At 73.9% G+C, this 18,958-nt stretch carries 18 protein-coding genes; 13 read left to right on the forward strand and 5 right to left on the reverse strand.

The features are described 5' to 3' along the window. Positions 1-2: 2 nt before the first annotated feature. Positions 3-791, forward strand: a complete 789-nt coding sequence (gene fabI / locus K1Y72_RS13345; RefSeq protein WP_220166549.1) for an enoyl-ACP reductase FabI — start codon at positions 3-5, stop codon at positions 789-791. A gap of 77 nt (positions 792-868) precedes the next feature. Here fabI and K1Y72_RS13350 read toward each other — a convergent pair whose 3' ends face one another. The 3 genes from K1Y72_RS13350 to K1Y72_RS13360 form a co-directional block, all read right to left on the reverse strand. Continuing rightward, positions 869-1,549, reverse strand: coding sequence for a hypothetical protein (locus tag K1Y72_RS13350; protein WP_220166552.1), 681 nt, complete (start codon positions 1,547-1,549; stop codon positions 869-871). A 209-nt stretch (positions 1,550-1,758) separates the two neighbouring features. Beyond that, positions 1,759-3,567 carry a helix-hairpin-helix domain-containing protein gene (locus tag K1Y72_RS13355; RefSeq protein WP_220166554.1) on the reverse strand — a complete coding sequence of 603 codons (1,809 nt, stop codon included), beginning with the start codon at positions 3,565-3,567 and terminating at the stop codon, positions 1,759-1,761. 69 nt (positions 3,568-3,636) lie between these two features. After that, positions 3,637-4,590 (reverse strand): aldo/keto reductase, encoded by a 954-nt coding sequence (locus tag K1Y72_RS13360; RefSeq protein ID WP_220166556.1) that lies wholly within the window; start codon positions 4,588-4,590, stop codon positions 3,637-3,639. 119 nt (positions 4,591-4,709) lie between these two features. Here K1Y72_RS13360 and K1Y72_RS13365 point away from each other — a divergent pair, with 119 nt between their 5' ends. After that, positions 4,710-5,531, forward strand: a complete 822-nt coding sequence (locus K1Y72_RS13365; RefSeq protein WP_220166558.1) for an undecaprenyl-diphosphate phosphatase — start codon at positions 4,710-4,712, stop codon at positions 5,529-5,531. 97 nt (positions 5,532-5,628) lie between these two features. Beyond that, complete coding sequence (locus K1Y72_RS13370; RefSeq protein WP_258572360.1) at positions 5,629-6,252, forward strand: hypothetical protein; 624 nt, start codon at positions 5,629-5,631, stop codon at positions 6,250-6,252. A 19-nt stretch (positions 6,253-6,271) separates the two neighbouring features. On the opposite strand, the gene K1Y72_RS13375 is transcribed toward K1Y72_RS13370, so the two are convergent. Continuing rightward, positions 6,272-7,243: a magnesium and cobalt transport protein CorA gene (locus K1Y72_RS13375; protein WP_220166560.1), complete on the reverse strand. Its 972-nt coding sequence runs from the start codon at positions 7,241-7,243 to the stop codon at positions 6,272-6,274. Between the two features lie 76 nt (positions 7,244-7,319). Between K1Y72_RS13375 and K1Y72_RS13380 the strand changes: the two genes are divergently transcribed. The 10 genes from K1Y72_RS13380 to mshC all read left to right on the forward strand — a co-directional run bounded on the left by K1Y72_RS13380 (position 7,320) and on the right by mshC (position 17,710). Continuing rightward, positions 7,320-8,021 (forward strand): MSMEG_4193 family putative phosphomutase, encoded by a 702-nt coding sequence (locus tag K1Y72_RS13380; RefSeq protein WP_220166562.1) that lies wholly within the window; start codon positions 7,320-7,322, stop codon positions 8,019-8,021. A gap of 10 nt (positions 8,022-8,031) precedes the next feature. Beyond that, positions 8,032-8,583: a DUF3090 domain-containing protein gene (locus K1Y72_RS13385; RefSeq protein WP_220166564.1), complete on the forward strand. Its 552-nt coding sequence runs from the start codon at positions 8,032-8,034 to the stop codon at positions 8,581-8,583. 33 nt (positions 8,584-8,616) lie between these two features. Further along, entirely contained in the window at positions 8,617-9,396 is a 780-nt protein-coding gene (locus K1Y72_RS13390) for an SCO1664 family protein (protein ID WP_220166565.1), read from the forward strand. Positions 9,397-9,440: 44 nt separating this feature from the next. Beyond that, on the forward strand, positions 9,441-10,208 hold the full coding sequence (locus K1Y72_RS13395) for an NRDE family protein (protein ID WP_220166567.1): 768 nt from the start codon (positions 9,441-9,443) through the stop codon (positions 10,206-10,208). Between the two features lie 173 nt (positions 10,209-10,381). Further along, complete coding sequence (locus K1Y72_RS13400; RefSeq protein WP_220166569.1) at positions 10,382-12,154, forward strand: ABC transporter substrate-binding protein; 1,773 nt, start codon at positions 10,382-10,384, stop codon at positions 12,152-12,154. Between the two features lie 107 nt (positions 12,155-12,261). Continuing rightward, positions 12,262-13,344, forward strand: a complete 1,083-nt coding sequence (locus K1Y72_RS13405; protein WP_220166571.1) for an ABC transporter ATP-binding protein — start codon at positions 12,262-12,264, stop codon at positions 13,342-13,344. Continuing rightward, entirely contained in the window at positions 13,341-14,444 is a 1,104-nt protein-coding gene (locus K1Y72_RS13410) for an ABC transporter ATP-binding protein (protein ID WP_308287046.1), read from the forward strand. The genes K1Y72_RS13405 and K1Y72_RS13410 overlap by 4 nt, the downstream gene beginning before the upstream one ends. Further along, positions 14,441-15,412, forward strand: a complete 972-nt coding sequence (locus K1Y72_RS13415) for an ABC transporter permease (RefSeq protein ID WP_258572361.1) — start codon at positions 14,441-14,443, stop codon at positions 15,410-15,412. The genes K1Y72_RS13410 and K1Y72_RS13415 overlap by 4 nt, the downstream gene beginning before the upstream one ends. Positions 15,413-15,420: 8 nt before the next feature. After that, complete coding sequence (locus tag K1Y72_RS13420; RefSeq protein WP_220166573.1) at positions 15,421-16,365, forward strand: ABC transporter permease; 945 nt, start codon at positions 15,421-15,423, stop codon at positions 16,363-16,365. A 106-nt stretch (positions 16,366-16,471) separates the two neighbouring features. After that, entirely contained in the window at positions 16,472-17,710 is a 1,239-nt protein-coding gene (mshC, locus tag K1Y72_RS13425) for a cysteine--1-D-myo-inosityl 2-amino-2-deoxy-alpha-D-glucopyranoside ligase (RefSeq protein ID WP_220166680.1), read from the forward strand. 248 nt (positions 17,711-17,958) lie between these two features. On the opposite strand, the gene K1Y72_RS13430 is transcribed toward mshC, so the two are convergent. Then, a complete protein-coding gene (locus K1Y72_RS13430) occupies positions 17,959-18,801 on the reverse strand; it encodes a PAC2 family protein (protein ID WP_220166575.1) in 843 nt (280 codons plus the stop codon). Positions 18,802-18,958: the final 157 nt, after the last annotated feature.

Below are 18,958 nucleotides of genomic sequence, written 5' to 3' on the forward strand. Positions count from 1 at the left end.
GCATGGGCATCCTCGACGGCAAGCGCATCCTGGTCACCGGCGTCCTCACCGACGCCTCCATCGGCTTCCACGTCGCCCGCGTCATCCAGGAGCAGGGCGGCGAGGTCGTCCTCACCGCCTACCCGCGGCCGACGCTGACGGCGCGCACCGCCAAGCGGCTGCCGACCGGCCGCGACAACCCGCCGCCGGTCATCGAGCTGGACGTGATGAACGCCGACCAGCTCGCCGCGCTGGAGGGCAACCTGCGCGAGCACGGCTTCGACCGGCTCGACGGCGTCGTGCACTCCATCGGCTTCGCGCCGCAGACCGCCCTCGGCGGCAACTTCCTCGACACGCCGTGGGAGGACGTCGCGATCGCCGTGCACGCCTCGGCGTACTCGCTGAAGTCGCTGACGATGGCGTGCCTGCCGCTGCTGTCGGAGGGCGGCTCGGTCGTCGGCCTGGACTTCGACGCGACCAAGGCGTGGCCGGTCTACGACTGGATGGGCGTCGCCAAGGCGGGCCTGGAGTCCACCGCCCGCTACCTGGCCAAGTACCTCGGGCCGCGGAACATCCGGGTGAACCTGGTCGCGGCCGGGCCGCTCGGCACGATGGCCGCCAAGTCCATCCCCGGCTTCGAGAGCATGACCGAGCTGTGGCCGCAGGTCGCGCCGCTCGGCTGGGACGTCAAGGACGTGGAGCCGACCGCGCGCGCCATCGCGGCGCTGCTGTCGGACTGGTTCCCCGCCACCACCGGCGAGATCGTGCACGTGGACGGCGGCATGCACGCCATCGGCGGCCCCGACAAGTAAGCCCGGCGAGCAGGCCTGACGCGCGAGGGCCCGCCCCCTTCCCGGGGGCGGGCCCTCGCGCGTTCAGCGGGCGGGCGTCAGCGGCGCCCGCGTCCCCGGGCCTGGGGACGGCCGAGCCGGCGGCCGAGGACGCTGAGGTTCAGCGCCGCGGCGGCGCCCGCCGCGGCCGAGGCCGCCGCGACCCACAGCGTCTGCCGGTTCTGCCGCTCGGTCGCCGAGACCGGCGACATCAGCCGGGTCTGCGGCGCGGCGGCCAGCAGCGCCGTCGTCTGCTGCGCCGACCCCGGACCGGCGGCGACCTGCGGCGCCGGCAGCACGCCCGGAAGCTGCGGCGCGGTCTGCGGGTTGGCGACGTAGGGCGACAGGCCGCCGCTCACGCTCTGCGCGGTCGCGCCCGAGGACAGCGACGCGCCCGACGGCACCGACACGCGGGTGCCGCCCGACCCGCCCTTCGGAGCCGTCCTCTTGACCGGCTTCGGCTTGACGGTCTTCACCGGCTTGGCGGTCTTGGACGGGGCCGGCTTCGGCGTCGGGGTGGGCGTCGGCTTCGGCTTGACGCTGTCCTGCCAGTTGTTCCACTGGCACTTCCAGTTCTCGATCGTCGTCGCCGGGTCGGTGCCCTTGGCGCACGTCTTCGGTGCCGCCGCGCTCGCCGCGTACACCGGGGGCGCGCCGAGGAACACGAGGGCCAGCGTCCCCGCCGAGACGGCCGTCGCCGTCGTCCCGAACCGCCTGAAGCGTCGCCGCTGCTGGGGCATCTCACTCCTCGCCTGGGACTGCGCGTTCGTTGACAAAACGTCCAACGATCATATGTCGGAAATGTGCTCTGGCACACCCCGCACCGGCCTCGATCGTGCCGCACGGGTGCCGCCCGGTAAACAGTGGAACGCCGCTTTTCCCCGGGAACGCGGGGTTCCGTGCGCCCGTCCCGCCCGCCCCGTCCCGGCGCCCGCGCAGGTCGCGCGGGTCAGCCGAGGACGAGCCGGGCCAGCCGGGTGCGGCGCTGCGGCGCCGCCGTCTCGCGGACGGCGCGCGCGAGGGCGGGGCCGGCCGCCTGCACGATCGACAGGTGGGTGCGGGCGAGCCCGAACGCGGTCGCCACGGCGGGCCGCGACAGCGGCGCGTCGGCGGGCACGACCACCACCAGCGCGTCGCGCGGCGTGCCGCGGGCGAGCCAGACCGGCAGCGCCCAGCCGTGCCGGAGCCGCGACGTCGCGGCCGGCGGCACGACCGCGTCGCCGCCGGCGAACCGCACGTGCAGGCCGGTGGCGTCGGCGCCGGTGACGGTGCCGCTCTCGCCGATCGCGGCCTGGGGGAGCGGCGCGGCCACCACGACGCGGTCGCCCTCGTCGAAGCCGCCGAACCGGCCGGGGCCGGGGTTCAGGCGCTCCTTCAAGGCGGTGTTCAGCGCGCCCGCGCCGGCCTCGCCCGCCGCGGCCAGGCTGACGACCCGCACCTGCTCCGCCGGCACGCCGAGGACGCGCGGGATGGAGTCGGTGACGAGCTGCAGGGCGCGGTGGACGGCCTCGGCGAGCCCCGCCGCCGGGACGATGACGACCTCCTTGTTGGGGGCCTTCACCGCGGCGAGCTCGCCGCCCCGCACGGCGGCGATCAGCTCGGCGAGCGGCCCCTCGCCCTCGCGCGGGTCCAGCTCGACGACCGGGACGGTCTCGGAGGCCTCCAGGTCGGCGAGGACCGCGCCGGGCCCCGCCGAGGGCGGCGCGCCGGGCGCGGTGCCGAGCACCAGGTGGGTGCCGTCGGCGCACGCCTCCACCAGCACCGCGGCGAGCTCGACGTCCAGCCCGGAGGCGTCGGGCAGCAGCAGCAGGTCGGCCTCCAGCGGCGCCTGCTCGCCGCGCGCGAAGGCGACGCCGCCCGCGGGCGAGGTCTCCGGCAGCGGCTCCAGCAGCGCGTGCAGGCCCTTGACCTGCGCGGCGGCCGGCGCGCCGCCCGCCGGGTGGGCGCCCTCGGCGCCGAACTCGGCGGCGGCCTCGTCGGTCGGGGCGGCGACGGCGACGCGCAGCCCGGCGCCGGCGGCCCGCCCGGCGATCAGGGCGACGGTCGCGGCGACGTCGCCGGGCGCGCCGCGCAGCAGCGTGACGCCGGTGCGGAGCGCGGCGGTGAGCGCGAGCGAGCGGTCCTCGGGCAGGCCGTCGCGCAGCTCGCGGACCGCGGCGTCGTCGCGGAGCGGCGCGGCGGTCAGGGTGAGCCGCTGGAAGCCCTCGGCGGCGGTCTCCTCGGCCATCGCCCAGCGGGCGAGGCCGAGCGACTCCGCGGGTTCGGGCGGGTCGGCGTCCTCGTCGAAGGAGTCCTCGTCGAACTCCGGCTCCTCCAGCAGGAGCAGCACCTCGCCCTCGTCCAGGGCGCCCTCGACGGCCTTGCGCGGGTCGGGGGTGCGGGTCCGCCGCTCCAGCGCCTCCAGCACGTCGCCGAGCGGGGTGACGGTGTGGCCCTGCCGGGCGGCGGCGCTCAGCAGGTGCTCGGCCAGGGCGCGGCCGCGCCGCGGGTCGGCGGGGGAGGCGGCGTCGCCGAGCAGGCCGCGCGCGAAGTGGTCGGCCTGGTCGGCCGCCACGCCCGGGACGCGCAGCAGCTTCCACGGGTCGTCGCGGAGCCGGGCGGCGGCGCCGGGGCCGAGCCGGGCCAGCGTCCGGCCGGTCAGCGCGGCGGGGACGCCGGCCCGCTCGAACAGCGCGGCGAGCTCGCCCGCGGGGTCGGGGGCGGCGCCGCCGGCGGCGTCGGGGGCGGCGTCAGGGGCGGAGGCGGATGAATCGGTCACGGACTTCCCGTCGCGGTGGTCACTTGGAGGGTGCGGACCGTCCGAGGGTGCCACGGACGGCCGGGCCGGTCACGGATGGGCGGGCGCCATGTCGGAGACGTCGTCGAGGGCGGCCCTGATCTCGTGCGGCAGCGTCAGCGCCTCGCTGCCGAGCGCCTGCGCGAGCTGCGCGGCGGTGCGGGCGCCGACGACGGGCGCGGCGACGCCCGGCCGGTCGCGGATCCAGGCGAGCGCGACGCTGAGCGGCGACACGCCGAGGCCCTCGGCGGCGGTCACCACCGACTCCACGATCCGCGCGCACTCCTCGTCCAGGTAGGGCTGGACGAACTCGGCGAACGCGGTGGAGGCGGCCCGCGACCCCGCCGGGATGCCGGTGCGGTACTTGCCGGTGAGCACGCCCCGGCCGAGCGGCGACCAGGGCAGCAGCCCGGCGCCGGCGTCGACCGCCGCGGGCACCACCTCGCGCTCGACGTCCCGGCTGAGCAGCGAGTACTCGGCCTGCACCGACACGACGGGCGCGCGGCCCGGCCAGGCGCGCTGCCAGGCGGCGGCCTTGGCGACCTGCCAGCCGGTGTAGTTGGACACCCCGACGTAGCGGGTGCGGCCCGAGGCGACCGCCTCGTCCAGCGCCGACAGGGTCTCCTCCAGCGGCGTCGCCGGGTCGTGCACGTGCAGCTGCCAGAGGTCGACGTGCTCGACGCCGAGCCGGTCCAGGGAGGCGTCCAGGGCGGCGATGAGGTGGCGCCGCGACCCGTCGTAGCGGCCGTCGGGGCGGATCCCGGACTTGGTCGCGAGGACCAGGTCCTCGCGGCCGACGAGCTCGCGCATGAGGTGCCCGAGGATGCGCTCGCTGTCGCCGTCGCAGTAGACGTCGGCGGTGTCCACCAGCGTGCCGCCGGCGTCCACGAACGCGCTGAGCTGGGCGGCCGCCTCGTCGGGGACGGTGTCCTGCCCCCAGGTCATGGTGCCGAGGGCGAGCCGGGACACCAGCAGGCCGCTCCGCCCGACGTGACGCTCTTCCATGGTCGGCCAATCTATCGCCCGGGGCGAGCGGTCCACCCGTCCCGGGCGGGGCCGCGGCACCCGCCCGGACCGCTACGCTCGGAACCGGATTGCGCCAGTGTTGAGGGGAACCACCACCTGTGAACGTCGTGGAAGCGACCGTGCTCGGCATCGTGCAGGGGCTCACCGAGTTCCTGCCGATCTCCAGCTCAGGGCACCTGCTCATCGTGCCGAAGCTGCTCGGCTGGGGCGACCCCGGCGCGGCGTTCACCGCCGTCATCCAGCTCGGCACCATGGCCGCGGTGATCATCTACTTCTGGCGCGACCTGGTCAATATCGTCGCGACCTGGACCAAGAGCCTGTTCCGGCCCGAGCTGCGCTCGCACGCCGACGCCCGGATGGGCTGGTACATCGGGCTCGGCACCATCCCGATCTCGGTGGTCGGCCTGGCGCTGAAGGACTTCATCGAGGGCCCCTCGCGCAACCTGTGGCTGAACGCCTCCTCGCTCATCGTCATGGGTCTGGTGCTCATGGTCGCCGAGTGGGCGGGGCGGCAGAAGCGCGAGGTCGCCGACCTCAACCTGCGCGACGGCCTCATCATCGGCGGGTTCCAGTGCCTGTCGCTCATCCCCGGCTCGTCGCGGTCGGGCTCGACCATGACCGGCGCGCTGTTCCTCGGCTACACCCGCGAGGCCGCCGCCCGCTACTCGTTCCTGCTGTCGGTGCCCGCGGTCGTCCTGTCGGGCGGCTTCGAGATGCGGCACGCCTTCGAGGGCGGCCTCGCCTGGGGCCCGACGATCGTGGCGACGGTCGTGTCGTTCGTCGTCGGCTATGCCTGCATCGCCTGGCTGCTGAAGTACCTCACCAAGCACTCCATGCTGATCTTCGTGTACTACCGGGTCGCGCTCGGCGGCGTCCTGCTCGGCCTGCTGGCGGCCGGCGCGGTGAGCGCCTCCGGCTGAGCCGCGCCCCCGCACCGGCCCGGCACCGAACGGACGCCCGGCGATCGTCGGAATGACATATATCGTTCCCGACGATCTCCGGTTAGAGTTCGCCACCATGGCGCCTCCGCAGTTCTCGATGTACTCGCCGAACGTGCCCGAAGGGGACGACGACGCGACCGAGCCGGTCCCGGGGATGGGGCCGGCCGACGACCCGGGGTTCGGCGCGTCGATGCGGGCGCGGACCCATCTCGGGATCCTGCGGCGCCTGATGCTGGTGCTGGTGGCGGCGCCGGTGCTGATCCTGGCGCTCGTGCCGCTCATCGTGCAGGACGGCCGGGGCCGCTTCGGCGACGCGCCGTTCTGGCTCTACCTGCCGCTCCCGCTGGCGGCCGTCGTCGTCGCCGTCGTCGCGCCCCGCGTGCCGCGGCCGCTCCCGCCGGGCCTGCCGCCCGCGCAGGCGGCGCGGACGGCGCTCATGGCGTTCCGGCAGGCGATGCTGCTGCGCTTCGCGCTCGCCGAGGGCGTCATCCTGCTCGGCCTGCCGCTCGCCGTCGGGTGGCGCGCCGAGCTGGTGTTCGTCGTGGCGTTCGCCTGCGGCTGGCCGCTGCTGCTCTGGCTGATCGTGCCGACGCGGGCCAACATCGAGCGGTCGCGGCGCCTGCTGGAGGCGGACGGCGCCGAGTCGTTCCTCTGGTCGGAGCTGCTGCGCCCCGTCCCGCCGCCCTCCACCGACGCCTGACCCGCCGGAGCGGCGCCGTCTAGAGCCAGTGGTTCTTGCGCAGCTTGCCGAACACCACCGCGCACGACACCGCCATCACCGCGATGACCAGCAGGTACCCGTACCGCCAGTGCAGCTCGGGCATGTGCTCGAAGTTCATGCCGTAGATCCCGGCGATCGCGGTCGGCACCGCGATGATCGCCGCCCACGCCGAAATTTTTCGCATGTCCTCGTTCTGCTGCTTGCCCTGCAGCGCCAGGTGGGCCTGCAGGACGCTGTTCAGCAGCTCGTTGTGGGCGTCGACCTGCCCGTCCACGCGCAGCAGGTGGTCCTGGACGTCGCGGAAGTACTCGCGGGTGCCCTCGCACTCGGGGACGCGGCCGCGCACGATGTCCTGCATGACCGGGACGAGCGGGTCCTCGGCGCCGCGGAACTCCAGCACCTCGCGCTTCAGCGAGTAGATCCGCTCGGTGACGTCGGGCCCGTCGGGGTCGAACACGGCCCGCTCCAGCTCGATGATGTCGACCTCGACCTCGTGCGCGACCAGGCCGTAGCGGTCCACGACCTCGTCGCACACCGCGTACAGCACCGCCGCCGGGCCGTGCTCCAGCATGCCGGTGTCGCGCTCCAGCCGGGCGCGGACCGGGCCGAGCGGGTTGCCGGCGCCGTGCCGCACCGTCACCACGAAGTCGCGGGCGACGAACAGCATGATCTCGCCGACCTCGATGTCGGAGGTCGCGTCGACGTAGGCGAGCGTCTTCAGCACCACGAACAGGGTGTCGCCGTAGCGCTCCATCTTCGGGCGCTGGTGCGCCGACACCGCGTCCTCGGCGGCCAGCGGGTGCAGGTCGAGCTCGTCGCGGATGTGCGCGAACTCCTCCTCGCTCGGCTCGTGCAGGCCGATCCACACGAAGCAGTCGCCCTTGGCGCGGGCCAGGTCGAAGGCGTCGCTGATGTCGCCGTCGATGCCGTGCCGGCGGCCCTGCTGGTAAATGGCCTTGTCCACGATCACCCCGGCATTGTCCCGCACTCGGCCCGCGAACGGTAAAGGATCACCGGGCGGGGGCCGGTCTCGTAGAGTGCGTCCCGTGACGACACTGCTCCTGGTCCGGCACGGCCTGACCGAGATGACCGGACCGCGGCTCGCCGGCTGGACGCCCGGCCTCGGCCTGGACGAGCGGGGCCGGGCGCAGGCCCGCGCGGTCGCCGCCCGCCTCGCGCCGCTGCCGCTGGCCGCCGTGGTGTCCAGCCCGCTGGACCGCTGCCTGCAGACCGCCGAGGCGATCGCCGCCGCGCACGAGCCGCCGGTCGACAAGATCGAGGTGGACGACCGGTTCGGCGAGGTCCGCTACGGCGACTGGACGGGCCGCGAGCTCGCCGAGCTCGCCGAGGAGCCGCTCTGGAAGGTCGTGCAGGCCCACCCGAGCGCCGCGGTGTTCCCCGGCGAGGCCGGCGAGGGACTCGCCGCCGCCCAGCACCGCGCGGTCGCCGCCGTCCGCGACTGGAACGCCCGGATCGCCGCCGAGCACGGCCCGGACGCCGCCTACCTGGCGTGCAGCCACGGCGACATCATCAAGGCGATCGTCGCCGACGCGCTCGGCCTGCACCTGGACCAGTTCCAGCGCGTGCACGCCGACCCCGCCTCGCTCACCGCGATCCGCTACACCGAGCTGCGGCCGTTCGTGCTCCGGGTGAACGACACCGGCGGCGGCGTCGAGGGGCTGCTGCCCCCGCCCGACACGGCGCGGCCCGGCGGAGACGGTGACGCGCCGGTCGGCGGCGGCGCGTAGGGTCTGTGCCATGCCGGTCATCTCCTATGAACTGCCCGACAGGTTCGTCGCGGGCGCCGTCGGGCGCCCCGGCGAGCGGGCCTTCTACCTGCAGGCCCGGGAGGGCCGCAGGGTCACCAGCGTGGCGCTGGAGAAGTTCCAGGTGACGCTGCTCGCCGAGCGGCTGGAGGCGCTGCTGGACGAGGTGCTGCGCCGCGGCGGCGGCGACGCCGGCGTCCCCGCGGCGACGCCGGACTCCATGCGCGACGACGCCCCGCTGGACCAGCCGGTCGAGGAGGAGTTCCGGGTCGGCACGATGGCGCTGCTGTGGGATCCCGAGGACGAGCGGGTCGTCATCGAGGCGCAGGAGGTCGGCGAGGACGACGACCCCGAGGCCGAGATCGCCGAGCCCGACCCGGCGGTGGCGGTGCTGCGGGTGCGGATCACCGCCGCGCAGGCCCGCGCGTTCGCCGAGCGGGCGCTGCGGGTGGTCGCGGCGGGCCGGCCGCCGTGCCCGCTCTGCGGGCTGCCGCTGGACGCCGCCGGCCACATCTGCCCGCGCCAGAACGGGTACCTCGGGTGACCGGGCGACGGCGATGACCGGGAGAATGCCCGCATGACGCAGTCCTCCCGCGACCGGGGCCGGGGCCGGTCCCGCGGCGGCCCCGAGCCCGCGGCGTCCCCGCGCGACCCCGACGGCGCCGAGGAGCTGCTGGCGCGCGGCGAGCTGACCGTCGAGGGGCGCCTCGTGCAGGCGTCCAACGCCACCCTGTACTGCCGGATCGCCTGCGCCGGCGTGGAGGCGGCGTGCGTGTACAAGCCGGTCGCGGGGGAGCGGCCGCTCTGGGACTTCCCCGACGGCACGCTCGCCGAGCGCGAGGTCGCCGCCTACGCGGTGTCGCGGGTCATGGGCTGGGACACCGTCCCGCCGACGGTGCACCGCGACGGCCCCTACGGGCCCGGCATGGTGCAGCTGTGGGTGGAGCCCGACCCCGACATCGACCTGGTCGCCCTGTCGCGGTCGGAGGACGAGGCGATCCGCCGCATGTCGGTGTTCGACGCCGTCATCAACAACGCCGACCGCAAGATCGGGCACCTGCTGCCGCCCGGCGACGGCCACGTCTACGGCTGCGACCACGGCGTCACCTTCTCCACCGAGTACAAGCTGCGCACGGTGCTGTGGCAGTGGCGCGGCCAGCGGCTCACCGACGACGCGCTGCGCGCCCTGGAGCGGGTCCGCGCCGGCCTGGACGGCCCCCTCGCGGCGCGGCTCGGCGAGCTGCTGACGCCGGACGAGGTCGAGGCGACCCGGCGCCGCGTCGCGATGATGCTCAAGCACCGCATCCACCCCTACCCGCCGGAGGACTGGCCCGCCATCCCCTGGCCGCCGCTGTAGGACCCGCCCGCGGGGCGGATCGGGGCGGGTGGTCGAATAGGCGCATGTGCACGGCGATCGTCAGCGTCGACCCCGCGTCCCCCGCCCCGGTGCTGCTGGTCGGCGTCCGCGACGAGATGACCGGCCGCCCCTGGGAGCCCCCGGGCCGCCACTGGCCCGACCGGCCGCGGCTGGTCGGCGGCCGCGACCTGCAGGCGGGCGGCACCTGGCTCGCGGTGGACCGCGGCGCGCCGCGCGCCGCCTGCGTGCTGAACGGCGTGGGGCCGCTCGCGGGCGGCCCGGACCGGCTCTCGCGCGGCGGGCTGCCGCTGCTCGCCGCCGGCGAGGGCGGGATCGGCGGCCTCGACCCGCGCCGCTACGACCCCTTCCACCTGCTGCTCGCCGAGCCCGGCCGCGTCGTGCTGTGGTCCTGGGACGGCGCCGGGCTGCGCGAGCGCGCCCTCGGGCCGGGCCTGCACATCGTCGTCAACAACGGCCTGGAGGGGGAGGGGCACCGGGAGGGCGCCACCGAGGACGCGCACATGATGGCGCGCCTCGCCTGGTTCCGGCCCCGCCTGGCGGCCGCCGCCCGCCCCGAACCCGGTGCGGGCCCCGACGTGCGGGCCGCGTGGCGGCCCTGGACGCCGCTGCTGGAGGGCGACGGCCTGGACCGCGGCGACGCGCGCGCCCTGCTGCCGCTGCTGCGCCTCGGCGACGGCCGCGAGTGGGGGACCGGCTCGGTGAGCCTGGTCGCCCTCGGCTCGGACGCCGTCCTGCGCCACGACTTCAGCGGCGCGCCCGGCGACCCGGCCGGATGGGCCCCGGCCGGCTGACCGGTGATCTAGCCGGGGCTGACGGATCCGGCACCGCCGCCCCCGGTACCGCGCGCTCCCGTTGCTCACTCCGAGTGCTAATTTGACTACCTGGTGCGATCTTCGTGGGGCGCCAGGGGGCAGCCATCACGAGATGACGTGATCAAGGTCGTCACGCGGAACGGGGAGTGCAGATGGCAGCAAGGAAGCGAGGGGCGGCGATCACGGCCGGGCTCGGCGTGGTCGTGCTCGGACTGGCCGCCTGCGGGGGCGGCGGCGACGGGGACGGGGGCGGCGGCAGCGCCGGCGGCACCCTGAAGGTCGTCGGGTCGGCCGACGTGGACCACCTGGACACCGCGTCGGGCTACACCACGGTCAGCAGCATGCTGAGCCGGCAGTACGCGCGGACGCTGTTCAGCTTCAAGGGCTCCAGCGACTTCGACGAGGCCATCAAGGTGCAGCCCGACGTCGCGCAGGAGATCCCCGACACCGGCAACGGCGGGATCAGCTCCGACGGCAAGACCTACACCATCAAGCTGAAGCAGGGCGTGCAGTGGGCGTCCAACCCCGTGCGCGAGGTGGTGGCGAACGACTTCATCCGGGGCATCAAGCGCATCTGCAACCCGGCCAAGCCGTCGGGCGGCGCCGCCTACTACACCGAGACCATCGAGGGCATGCAGGCGTTCTGCGACGGCTACGGCAAGGTCGACGCCAAGAGCGCGTCGGCGATGGCCGCCTACCAGAACGACCACCGGGTGTCGGGGCTGCAGGCCAAGGACGACAAGACGCTGGTGGTGAAGCTGACCAAGCCCGCCAGCGACATGACCAACATCCTCGGCATGCAGTTCGCCGCGGCGGCGCCCGCCGAGTACGACAAGTACGTCCCCGACAGCCCCGACTTCCGCAAGCACACCCTCTCCGACGGCCCGTACAAGATCACCTCGTACACGCCGAACAAGGAGTACGTGCTCGACCGCAACACCGCCTGGAAGCAGGACACCGACACGCTGCGGGCGCAGAACCCCGACCGCATCCAGATCACCATGGGGCAGGACACGCCCGACGTCGTCCAGCAGCAGATGGAGCAGGGCTCGGCGGACCTGGCCTGGGACCAGACGGTGCCCACCGCCAAGATCGCCGGCCTGAAGTCCAACGCCAACTTCAAGATCATGGACGGCTCGACCAGCAACCCCTACCTGGTCTTCAACACCCTCAGCCCGAACAACCGGGGCGCGCTCGGCAAGAAGGAGGTGCGGCAGGCGATCAACTACGCGATCGACAAGACCGCCCTCATCCAGATCTACGGCGGCCCCGACGTCAGCGAGGTGCTGAACCAGGTCATCCCGCCGCGCAGCGTCGGCTACCGGCAGTTCAACCTGTACCCGACGCCGAACAACGGCGGCGACCCGGCCAAGTGCAAGCAGATGCTCGCGGCGGCCGGCTACCCCGGCGGGCTGACGCTGCGGTTCCCCTACCGGGTCTCCAGCAACCACCCGAAGATCGCCCAGTCGGTGCAGGCGAACCTGAAGGCGTGCGGCATCACCGCCAACCTGACGCCCGACACCAACGGCACCTTCTACAACACCACGCTGGTCACCCCCGCCGACGCCAAGGCCGGCAAGTGGGACATCGGCGCGCCGGGCTGGGTGCCCGACTGGTACGGCAACAACGGCCGCACCAACATCGTGCCGCTGTTCGACGGCCGCCACTACGGCCCGAACTCCACCAACTACGGCGGCTACAACAACGACCAGGTGAACGCCGAGATCGACAAGGCGCTGGCGGCCACCGATGAGAACACCGCCGCCGGCCACTGGGCCGCCGCCGACAAGATGATCATGCAGGACGCCGCGGTCGTGCCGTTCATGAACCAGAAGTACCCGATCTTCCACTCGTCCCGGGTGAAGAACGCGCTCTACCTGCCGATGTTCCAGTCCTACGACTTCAACCAGGTGAAGCTGAACTGACCGGCCGCCGGGCGCGCCCCCGCCGCGGGGCGCGCCCGGCCGCGCGCCGCGCCCGCCCTGTCCCGGCCGCCTGTCCCGGCCATCCCTGACGCGTCAAAGGGGCGTCGATGAGTCTTCTCGAGGTGACCGACCTGCGGGTCTCCTTCAACACCGCGGACGGCGTCGTGCACGCCGTGCGCGGGATGTCCTTCTCCGTGGACCGGGGCCGCACCCTCGGCATCGTCGGCGAGTCCGGCTCGGGCAAGAGCGTCAGCACCCAGACCCTGATGCGGCTCACCCCGGGCGCGCGGATCGGCGGCCGGGCCCTGTTCGAGGGGCAGGACCTGCTGACGATGAGCGACCGGCGGATGCGGCAGGTGCGCGGCGCCGAGATCGCCATGATCTTCCAGGACCCGCTGTCCAGCCTGCACCCGCTCTACAAGGTCGGCCGCCAGATCGAAGAGATGATCAAGGCGCACGACGCGGGCGCGTCCAAGGAGCAGGCCCGCAAGCGCGCGGTGGAGATGCTCGGCCTGGTCGGCATCCCGCGCCCGGACCGGCGGGTGGACGACTACCCGCACCAGTTCTCCGGCGGCATGCGCCAGCGCGCGATGATCGCGATGGCGCTCGCGCTGAACCCCAAGCTGATCATCGCCGACGAGCCGACGACCGCCCTGGACGCCACCGTGCAGGCGCAGATCCTGGACCTGATGCGGCGGCTGCAGCGCGAGTTCGACACCGCCCTCATCATGATCACCCACGATCTCGGGGTGATCGCCGACATGGCCGACGACGTGCTGGTCATGTACGGCGGGCACCCGGTCGAGGAGGCCGGCCGCCGCGACCTGTACTACCGGGCGCACCACCCCTACACCAAGGGCCTGCTGGAGTCGGTGCCCTCGGCCGCCGGCACCGGCGACCGGCTGAAGGCGATCGCCGGGCAGCCGCCCAGCCTCATCAACCTGCCGTCCGGCTGCGTGTTCCACCCGCGCTGCCCGTTCGTCCACGACCGCTGCCGCACCGAGGACCCGCCGCTGGACGCCGTCGGCGGCGCGGCGCTGTCGCCGGGCACCGCGCACCGGTCGGCGTGCTGGCTGCCGCACGACATCACCGGCCTCGGCGAGGACGCCGACCGGGCCCGCGCCGCCGCCGCCGAGCGCGGCCGCGCCGGCGGCCCCGGCACCGGTGCGACGAAGGGCGGTGCGGCGTGACCGCGGGCACGGCGGGACTGCACGCCGCCGCCGAGCGCGAGACGCTCGTGTCGGTGCAGGGCGTGGTGAAGCACTTCCCGATCAAGCAGGGCATCGTGTTCAAGAAGGAGGTCGCCCGCGTCCACGCCGTGGACGGGGTGGACCTGGAGGTGCGGAGCGGTGAGACCGTCGGCATCGTCGGCGAGTCGGGGTCGGGCAAGTCGACGCTCGCCCGCTGCGTCACGGGCCTGCACCCGGTGACGTCGGGGCGCATCCTGTTCGAGGGCACCGACATCACCAAGCTGTCGGGCGCGGGGCTGAAGGCGTTCCGCAAGGACGTCCAGATGATCTTCCAGGACCCCTACGGGTCGCTGAACCCGCGGCGCCGCGTCGGCTCGATCATCGGCGACCCGTTCGCGATCCACGGCCTGGCCTCCGGCGCCGAGCGCAAGAAGCGCGTCCAGGAGCTGATGGAGCTCGTCGGGCTGAACCCCGAGCACTACAACCGGTTCCCCGCCGAGTTCTCCGGCGGCCAGCGCCAGCGGATCGGGGTGGCCCGCGCCCTCGCGGTCCGCCCGAAGCTCATCGTGTGCGACGAGCCGGTGTCGGCGCTGGACGTGTCGATCCAGGCGCAGGTCATCAACCTGCTGAAGGACCTGCAGCGCGAGTTCGGGCTCACCTACATCTTCATCGCCCACGACCTGTCGGTGGTGCGCTACGTCAGCGACCGCGTCGGCGTCATGTACCTCGGCCGCATCGGCGAGGCGGCGGCCGCGGGCGACCTGTACGAGCGGCCCCGCCACCCCTACTCGGCGGCGCTGCTGTCGGCGGCGTCGATCGCCGACCCCGACGAGGCCGAGCGGGCCGAGCGGATCGTGCTGATCGGCGACGTGCCGTCGCCGATCGACCCGCCGAGCGGGTGCCGGTTCCATCCGCGCTGCCCGAAGGCCGAGGAGCGCTGCACCGTCGACGAGCCGGAGCTGGAGGTCAAGGAGGGCGACGCCGCGGACCACCTCACCGCCTGCCACTTCCCGGTGGAGCCGGGCGAGAACCTCGCCCGCGAGCACGCCGGCATCCGGCAGGAGTCCACCGAACCGGAGCTGCCGGAGGTCGAGCAATGAGCATGATGTCGGAGCTGGAGCCCGAGGCGCTGCCGCCCGAGCCCGCCGAGCCGCCGAAGCGCGTCGTCGGGCGCACCCCGTTCCAGCTCGCGTGGGCGCGGTTCAAGCGCGACAAGCTCGCCCTGGTGTCGCTGGTGGTGCTGGTCCTCATGGCGATCTTCGCGCTGATGGCGCCGCTGTGGGCGGACTGGACCGGCCACCCCTACGACCAGACGTTCCCGAAGACGGCGCTGGACGCCGCCGGGCAGCCGGTCGGGCCGGGCAAGGACTTCTGGCTCGGCGCCGACCAGCTCGGCCGCGACGTGCTGGTGCGCGCCGCCTACGGCGCCCGCATCTCGCTGGTCGTCGGCATCCTGTCGGCGCTGCTGGCCTCGCTGCTCGGCGTCGCCGTCGGCGTCCTGTCGGGGTTCGTCGGCGGGGTCACCGACACCGTGCTCGCCCGGATCATGGACATCACCCTCGCGCTGCCCTACCTGCTGGTGGCGATCATGCTGGCGACCACCTTCCAGATCAGCTCGGTCACCGCGAGCCTCACCCTGACCATCCTGGTGATCGCGTTCTTCTCGTTCGCCTCGTTCGGCCGCATCATCCGCGGCCAGGTCATGTCGCTGAAGCAGAAGGAGTTCATCGAGGCGGCCCGCTCGCTCGGCGCCTCCAACACCCGGATCATGTTCGTGGACGTGCTGCCGAACCTGATCGCGCAGGTGACGGTGCTGACGTCGCTGCTCATCCCGACCTCGATCGTGTTCGAGGCGACGCTGTCGTTCCTCGGCGTCGGGGTGCGGCTGCCGATGCCGAGCTGGGGCTCGATGCTCGGCGAGGGCAGCGACGTGTTCCAGACGGCGTGGTGGCTGCTGGTGGTGCCGGCGGTGCTGCTGCTCCTCACCACCCTGTCGTTCAACCTGCTCGGCGACGGCATCCGCGACGCCCTGGACCCCCGCAGCGACCGCATCATCGGAAAGAAGTGAGCTGACCCATGTTGCGCTTCGTCATCCGCCGGCTGCTGTACTCGATCCTGGTGCTGTGGCTGGTCGCGACCCTGGTGTTCGTGTTCCTCAACGTGTCGCCGGTGCCGGTGGAGCGCGTCATCGGCGGGCCGCGCGCCACCACCGACATGCTGGAGCAGATCCGCGCCAACCTCGGCCTGGACCAGCCGGTCATCGTGCAGTACGGCAAGTTCCTCGGGCGGCTGCTGCGCGGCGACCTCGGCGACTCCTACATCAACGGCACCTCGGTGGCCTCGCTGATCTCCGACCGGCTCCCGACGACGCTCTGGCTGGTGTTCGGCGCCGGCGTCCTGTGGTTCCTCGGCGGCGTCGCCACCGGCGTCTACAGCGCGACGCGGGCGCGCGGCCTCGGCGACCGCGCCGTCACGGTGTTCGTGCTGATCGGCCTGTCCACGCCGCCGTTCGTGATGGCGCTGGTGCTGCTGTTCGTGTTCTCCACCAAGCTCGGCGAGGCCGGGTTCACCTTCTTCGAGGCCGGGCCGCCGCTGCAGGAGCACTTCCTCCAGCGGATGATCCTGCCGTGGATCGCGCTGGCGTTCCTCATGGTCGCGGCCTACACCCGCCTCACCCGCGGGTCGATGCTGGACGTCCTCGGCGAGGACTACATCCGCACCGCCCGCGCCAAGGGCCTGCCGGAGCGCCGGGTGGTCTACCGGCACGGGCTGCGGTCGGCGCTCACCCCGGTCGTCACCCAGTTCGGCATCGACCTCGGCGCGCTGATCGGCTCGACGATCGTCACCGAGAAGGTGTTCGGGCTGCAGGGCGTCGGCCAGCTGGTCTACCAGTCGATCAACCTCGGCGACACCCCCGTGATCATCGGGGTGACGCTGCTGGTGACCTTCGCCGTGGTGATCGCCAACCTGGTGGTGGACGTCGGCTACTCGGTGCTGGACCCGCGCGTCCGCCTGTCCTGACCTCCGCCCCGGCCCCGCGCCGGGCCGCCGCCGGCCGCCGTCCCCGCCCCGGGGCGGCGGCCGGCGTGATCTCGGCGTAACGCCACGAGGCGGGCGCGGATAAGCTCTGTCCATGCGATCGTGGCCCGCTCCGAAAGTCCCCAGCCTCGCCGACGCGGGACTGCCCGCCGCGCAGGGACCGCTGCGCCTGCACGACACCGGCGCGGGCGAGGTCCGCGCGACCGAGCCGGGGCCGACGGCCCGCATGTACGTGTGCGGCATCACCCCCTACGACGCCACCCACCTCGGCCACGCCAATACCTACCTGGCGTTCGACCTGGTGAACCGGGTGTGGCGCGACCTCGGCCACGACGTGCACTACGTGCAGAACGCCACCGACGTCGACGACCCGCTGCTGGAGCGCGCCGCGCAGACCGGGCAGGACTGGCGGGAGCTCGCCGACCGCGAGATCGAGCTGTTCCGCACCGACATGACGGCGCTGCGGGTGCTGCCGCCCGCGCAGTACGTGGGCGCCGTCGAGGCCATCCCGCTGATCATCGAGATGATCGAGAAGCTGCGCGCCAAGGACGCCACCTACGCCGTCGACGGCGACGTGTACTTCCCCGTCGCCGCCGACCCGGCGTTCGGCGAGGTGAGCGGCCTCACCGCCGAGCGGATGCGGCCGCTGTTCGCCGAGCGCGGCGGCGACCCCGACCGCCCCGGCAAGCGCGACCCGCTGGACGCGCTCGTCTGGATGGCGCAGCGCCCCGGGGAGCCCGGCTGGGAGTCGCCGTTCGGCACGGGCCGGCCCGGCTGGCACGTGGAGTGCTCGGCGATCTCGGTCCAGGAGCTCGGGATGGCCTTCGACGTGGAGGGCGGCGGCAGCGACCTGGCCTTCCCCCACCACGAGATGGGCGCCTCGCACGCCCAGGTCGCCACCGGGGAAGCCCCGCACGCCCGCGCCTACGTCCACGCCGGGATGGTCGGCCTGGACGGCGAGAAGATGTCCAAGTCGCGCGGCAACCTGGTGTTCGTGTCGCGGCTCCGCCGGGACGGCACCGACCCGATGGCGATCCGCCTGGCGCTGCTGGCCCACCACTACCGCGCGGACTGGGAGTGGACGCCGGGCGAGCTGACCGCCGCCGAGGAGCGCCTGGCCCGCTGGCGCGCCGCCGCGGCGCGCCCGTCCGGGCCGCCCGCCGCGGGCGTCGTCCAGCGGGTGCGCGAGCGCCTCAGCGACGATCTGGACGCCCCCGGCGCCCTGGCCGCGATCGACGCCTGGGCGGCCGCGGACGGCGCCGACGGGGCCGCTCCGGGGCAGGTGGCGGTCCTCGCCGACGCCCTGCTCGGCGTCGAGCTGGCCTGAGCGCGCCCCGCCGTTCCCGCCGCCCCGACCGGTGATCATCACGCTCGGTGATCACCGGTTGAGATCATCGGGGCCCGGGTAGGTACCCCGCGCGACGGGATCGGGGGAGAGCATGGGCGTGGAACTGCTGGCGGTGATGCTGCCGGGCGTGCTGGTGGCGCTGTGGGTGCTGGCCTGGGCGCGGGCGGCCGAGAGCGCCGGGCGCCGGGACCGGAGGTAGCCTCCGGCCCCGGCGGGGCCGGGCGCGATCAGCCGGCGTCGCGGCGGCGCAGGTAGCGCTCGAACTCGCGCGCGATGGCGTCGCCGCTCGCCTCCGGCAGCTCGGTGGCGTCCTTGGCCTCCTCCAGGGTCCGCACGTACTCGGCGACCTCGGAGTCCTCCTCGGCGAGCTCGTTGACGCCGTTCTCCCAGGCGCGGGCCTCCTCGGGCAGCTCGCCGAGCGGGATGGCGACGTCCAGGACGTCCTCCACGCGGCGCAGCAGCGCCAGGGTGGCCTTCGGGGACGGCGGCTGGGCGACGTAGTGGGGGACCGCCGCCCACAGCGACACGGTGGTGATCTCGGCCTTGGCGTAGGCGTCCTGCAGGACGCCGAGGATGCCGGTCGGCCCCTCGTAGCGGGTGGGTTCGAGGTTCAGCGTGGTGACCAGGCCGGTCTCGGACGCCGAGCCGGTGACCGGGACGGGCCGGGTGTGCGGCGCGTCGGCGAGCAGCGCGCCGAGCAGCACGACCTCGCGGACGCCGAGCCGCTCGGTGATCTCGACGAGCTCGCGGCAGAACGACCGCCACCGCATGTTGGGCTCGATGCCGTGCACGAGCACCACGTCGCGGCCCGACGGCAGCCGCGCCGCCGACACGCGGGTGGTGGGCCAGACGATCCCGCGGCTCTCCCCGTCGATCAGCTCGACGACCGGCCGGGTGACCTGGAAGTCGTAGTAGTCGTCGGGATCGAGTTCGGCGACCGGCGCCGCGTCCCAGGTCGACGCCAGGTGCTGGACCACCCCGCTGGCGGCCTCCCCGGCGTCGTTCCACCCTTCAAAGGCGGCCACGAGCACCGGATCGACCAGTTCCGGCACGTTCTCGAACTCGACCACGCGCTGCCTCCTTCCGACGCCGGGTACAGCGTCACCGCGGGGGGCGGGCATTCCCGGGCGGGGCCCGCTCATGATCGGTGCGCTTCAGCCTACGTCCTGACAGAGCCCTACCCCACCGCCGCGCCGCGCAGTCCTGCCGGCGCCGGAGGCCGCGCGG

Origin of the sequence: Actinomadura parmotrematis, assembly GCF_019458805.1 — a bacterium.
Lineage (GTDB): Bacteria > Actinomycetota > Actinomycetes > Streptosporangiales > Streptosporangiaceae > Spirillospora > Spirillospora parmotrematis.

Excerpts from the sequence above, each read along its gene's own strand:
- K1Y72_RS13395 (WP_220166567.1), top strand. The coding sequence starts at position 9,441 with ATGTGCACGGCGATCGTCAGCGTCGACCCCGCGTCCCCCGCCCCGGTG.
- K1Y72_RS13385 (WP_220166564.1), top strand. The coding sequence starts at position 8,032 with ATGCCGGTCATCTCCTATGAACTGCCCGACAGGTTCGTCGCGGGCGCC.
- K1Y72_RS13415 (WP_258572361.1), top strand. The coding sequence starts at position 14,441 with ATGAGCATGATGTCGGAGCTGGAGCCCGAGGCGCTGCCGCCCGAGCCC.
- K1Y72_RS13360 (WP_220166556.1), bottom strand. The coding sequence starts at position 4,590 with ATGGAAGAGCGTCACGTCGGGCGGAGCGGCCTGCTGGTGTCCCGGCTC.
- K1Y72_RS13350 (WP_220166552.1), bottom strand. The coding sequence starts at position 1,549 with ATGCCCCAGCAGCGGCGACGCTTCAGGCGGTTCGGGACGACGGCGACG.
- K1Y72_RS13400 (WP_220166569.1), top strand. The coding sequence starts at position 10,382 with ATGGCAGCAAGGAAGCGAGGGGCGGCGATCACGGCCGGGCTCGGCGTG.
- K1Y72_RS13405 (WP_220166571.1), top strand. The coding sequence starts at position 12,262 with ATGAGTCTTCTCGAGGTGACCGACCTGCGGGTCTCCTTCAACACCGCG.
- K1Y72_RS13370 (WP_258572360.1), top strand. The coding sequence starts at position 5,629 with ATGGCGCCTCCGCAGTTCTCGATGTACTCGCCGAACGTGCCCGAAGGG.
- K1Y72_RS13390 (WP_220166565.1), top strand. The coding sequence starts at position 8,617 with ATGACGCAGTCCTCCCGCGACCGGGGCCGGGGCCGGTCCCGCGGCGGC.
- K1Y72_RS13420 (WP_220166573.1), top strand. The coding sequence starts at position 15,421 with ATGTTGCGCTTCGTCATCCGCCGGCTGCTGTACTCGATCCTGGTGCTG.
- fabI (WP_220166549.1), top strand. The coding sequence starts at position 3 with ATGGGCATCCTCGACGGCAAGCGCATCCTGGTCACCGGCGTCCTCACC.